2 protein-coding genes and 2 pseudogenes are annotated in these 3,961 nt (G+C 64.8%); 1 reads left to right on the plus strand and 3 read right to left on the minus strand.

Features of this window, described 5'->3' with window-relative positions:
- Window positions 1-204 precede the first annotated feature (204 nt).
- Window positions 205-1,966, plus strand: a pseudogene (locus H8R17_RS44640) (reverse transcriptase domain-containing protein).
- Here the strand turns inward: H8R17_RS44640 and H8R17_RS44645 are convergent.
- The 3 genes and pseudogenes from H8R17_RS44645 to H8R17_RS44650 all read right to left on the minus strand — a co-directional run bounded on the left by H8R17_RS44645 (window position 1,939) and on the right by H8R17_RS44650 (window position 3,477).
- Entirely contained in the window at window positions 1,939-2,232 is a 294-nt protein-coding gene (locus tag H8R17_RS44645) for a transposase (RefSeq protein ID WP_187828869.1), read from the minus strand. The pseudogene H8R17_RS44640 and the gene H8R17_RS44645 sit on opposite strands and share 28 nt — an antisense overlap.
- 69 nt (window positions 2,233-2,301) lie before the next feature.
- A pseudogene (locus H8R17_RS49020) lies at window positions 2,302-2,438 on the minus strand (IS5/IS1182 family transposase); the annotation flags it as partial.
- Between the two features lie 127 nt (window positions 2,439-2,565).
- Complete coding sequence (locus tag H8R17_RS44650) at window positions 2,566-3,477, minus strand: alpha/beta hydrolase-fold protein (protein ID WP_316959747.1); 912 nt, start codon at window positions 3,475-3,477, stop codon at window positions 2,566-2,568.
- Window positions 3,478-3,961: the final 484 nt, after the last annotated feature.

Consider the following 3,961-nt stretch of genomic DNA (forward strand, 5'->3'; position numbering starts at 1 on the left):
GAGGCCGGACTGCACCTGTGTGGTGCGATGCTCTGGCTCCGCAGCATCGCACCACACTCGTGATCCGAACTCCAGACAGGACCTAGGGCGACGGAGTGCCCGTAGTAGTCGCAGGAGTCACGATCTGCCGGGGAGGGCGGTAACACCGTCCGCAGGTCGAAGGGGCACAGGTGATCGGACATCCCGGTCTGGGAGGTATGCGAAATGCAGAGCGCCGAAACGGTGCTGGGTGTCCTGCGTGACCGCGGCAGGCGCAATCTGCCGTGTGAGGAGCTGTATCGACAACTGTTCAACCCGCAGCTGTATCTGTTGGCCTACGGGCGTCTCTACTCCAACCAGGGGTCGATGACGCCCGGGGCAACCGGGGAGACCGTGGACGGCATGTCGTTGGACAAGATTGGACGCGTCATCGACGTGTTGCGCCACGAGCGCTTCCGGTGGAGTCCGGCACGCCGGGTCTACATCCCGAAGAAGAACGGCAAACGCCGCCCGCTGGGCCTTCCTCCGTGGAGGGACAAGCTGGTGGCGGAAGTCGTACGTCTGCTGTTGGAGGCGTACTACGAGCCGACCTTCAGCGACGCCTCCCATGGTTTCCGGCCGGGTCGGGGCTGCCACTCCGCGCTTCGTAAGATCGCGGACGCCTGGCAGGGCACGACCTGGTTCGTCGAAGGGGACATCGCCGACTGCTTCGGCAGTCTCGACCACGACGTCATGATGGCGACGCTGGCGGCGAACATCCACGATGGCCGGTTCCTCCGGCTGATCAGGAACATGCTGCAAGCCGGGTACCTGGAAGACTGGCCCTTCAAAGCGACGCTCAGCGGTTCCCCGCAGGGCGGAGTCGCGTCCCCCGTCCTGTCGAACATCTACCTGGACCGGCTGGACACGTTCATCGAGACGGTCCTCATTCCGGAATACACCCGAGGGGTCTCCCGGCGGCCGAACCGGAAGTACCACAGGCTGTACTACGCGATGCGCAGAGCCCACGGACGAGGCGCTCAGGCCGAGTTCCGGAACCTGCGCCAGCAGTTGCGGGCCCTGCCCAGCTCGGATCCACAGGACCCGGGCTACCGCAGGCTCCGTTATGTCCGCTACGCGGACGACACCCTGCTCGGGTTCATCGGACCCAAGGCCGAAGCCGAGGAGATCAAGGCACGGCTGGCCCAGTTCCTGCGCGACGACCTCAAGCTCGAACTGTCGCCCGACAAGACCCTGATCACCCACGCTCGCACAGAGGCGGCACGGTTCCTCGGCTACGAGATCACCGTCCAGCACAGCAGCACGAAGATCACGAACGGACGCAGATCCGTCAACGGCGTGATCCGACTGCGGGTGCCGATTGCGGTGATCAACGCCTACTGCTCCCACTACCTCAAGCGCGGCAAACCCGCGCATTGCTCCGACTTGTTCGGCGCTCCCGACCGGGACATCGTCAGGAAGTTCGGGGCCGAGTACCGGGGCATCGTCCAGTACTACCTGCTCGCCAGTGACGTCTTCCGGCTGACCCGACTCCACTGGGTCATGGAGACGTCTCTCCTCAAGACGCTCGCCGGCAAGCACCGATCGACCGTCTCGGCCATGGCCGCAAGTACCGGTCCAAGGTCGACACCCCGGTCGGTCCCCGCGTGTGCTTCCAGGTCACCACAGAGCGTCCCGGCAGGAAAGCGCTGGTCGTACGGTTCGGTGGCATTCCGCTGCGACGGACCAGAAGACCGCTCTGATCATCGATAAGCCGATGGCCGGAACAGTCGTTCGGCGCAGGGAGCTGGTCTCCAGACTCCTCGCCGGTATCTGTGAGATTTGCGGCAGTACCGACGGCATCGCCGTCCATCACGTCCGCAGCCTCGCAGATCTGTCCGAACGCAGGCAGCCGCTTCCGCCATGGGTGCAGGTGATGCTCAGGAAACGGCGCAAAGCCCTCGTGGCCTGCCGCGACTGTCACACCGACATCCACGCCGACGGCTGACGGAACACGAAGATCACTGGAGAGCCGCCTGCGGTGAAAGTCGCACGGGCGGTTCGGGCCGGGGGATGGGGTTCGTCGACCATGGCCGCGGCGGCTCCGGGGAGCCGGTCGTGGGCCTCGGCCTGCCGGATCCAGCCCCGCAGGGCCTCGTGATGCACGCCGAGTTCCTCGGCCATCCGACGGATCACGGGCTTCGGCTCGGCTGTCCGGTACATGCGCACCACACGCTCACGCAACTCCAGCGGGTATTTCCTCGGGGCAGGCATCGTCAGGGCTCCTCTCATGACACCCATCTGACCTGCTGTCACCTTTCCCCGCATCTCGGGGGAACCTCACAGGACGAGCAGGGCCTGCCGATTCGGGGGCAAGCGCCGCCAGCGGTGCCGACCTGTCGGCGGCGCTCGGCGAACTGCCCGGTCAGGAAGCGCAAGTGTGAGCTGGACAGGTCGATCGCGGACGGGTAGACAAGCACGACGACGCTCCTGGTCAAGCGAGTATCTTGTTGTGAACTCGCCTACCGGGAGCTTCACGCCTTTATGCGAACAGGGTGCAGCCCACCTCACCGCAGCCGGCGCCATGTTGGATGATGCGTGTATCGATCAAACCTCGTCGGTCCGCCACAGCCAGCGCAGAGCGTCGGGCAGCAGGACGCCGCCGTGGTTGGGGCTGTGTCCGCCGTCTCCCAGGACAAGGCGGAAGTCGTAGCCCGCTTCAGCGAGAGCGGCTGCCACGCGCAGGTTTTCGGCGAGCCAGTTCCACTGTGGCTCATTCCAGTGCAGGTCGCGGTGGCCGCCTTGCATGAAGATGCGCAGCGGCTTGCGGGGGACGCGGGAGATGAGGTCTGGGTAGTGGTTGCCGTCCGGCATCTGCGCGAAGCTGGACAGGTATCCGATGACGCGGCGGAACTTGTCCGGACGCAGCCACGCGGCGGTAAAGGCGCAGTTGCCGCCGCTGCTCCCGCCGCAGATGCCCCACCTTTCGGGCGACTGGGCGATGGTATGGCGCTCCGCAACCTGCGGGATGATCTCGGTAAGGAGGAAGGTGACGTACCGGTCGTCGAAGGCGTCGTACTCGTTGTTGCGGTTCTTCGGGTTCTCCGCATTGAGGAAGACGCCAGGATCGACGAACACACCGATGGTGACGGGGATGTCGCCGCGGTGAATGAGGTTGTCCAGGACGATCGCGCCGCGTACCTCCCCTGCGGGGTCCAGGTACCACCATCCGTCCTGGAACACCATCAGGGATGCCGGTTCCGCTGGGTCGTACTGCGCAGGCACATGTACCCAGAACTTTCGGAAGGTTCCCGGGTAGACCTCGCTGCACCTCCACTCGAGCTCGACCGTCTCGCCAGCGGGCACGCCCGGCTGTAGAGCGGAATCGGGTCCGTGGATGTAGCGCACGTCGGACTGGTCGATCGGAAGTTGCTGGTAGGGCATCTCGATGGTCACGGGGAGCAACCGTAGAGCGATCGCCACCCTTGGCCACAAGGGATTTTCGTCCAGACGCTCCACCTCGCAGCTTCAGTGCGAGGTTGGAAAAGGCTCAGTAGAAAGAAATAAGCGGAAAAGTGCGAGAACTTCAAGAGTTTGCGAAGTCACTTGACTACGTGAAGAAGCGAGCGCTTGGCGTTGCGCACATGTCGGTCTTCGGATTGATGGCTGACGGGGGCGGGACGGACCACTGCGCTCGTCCCGCCCCCGCCCGCGCCGCATCCTCTCTCGGTCCGCACCTCTCTCGTCCCGGGCCTCCTCGCCTTCTCTCTCGGCCCACGACCCCGTGCCGCGATCAAGTTGGGCAAGGTCGGCCCTTCCTCGCCCCTGACCCGGCAGACTGAGCCCCATGACAGCCAGGTCACTGAGCAAAGGCGCCAACCTGCCCGTCGAGGTCCCCGCGGTACGGGTCGAACTGGGGGCCTGTCGATGAATTAGTGGGTTTCTTGCGGTAGTTGGGCTCGTTGATGCGGTATGGGTCGCTTCGATGAGTTGATCGGTTCGT

This window comes from Streptomyces sp. TRM68367, from assembly GCF_014495685.1.
In the GTDB taxonomy this organism is placed as follows: Bacteria; Actinomycetota; Actinomycetes; order Streptomycetales; family Streptomycetaceae; genus Streptomyces.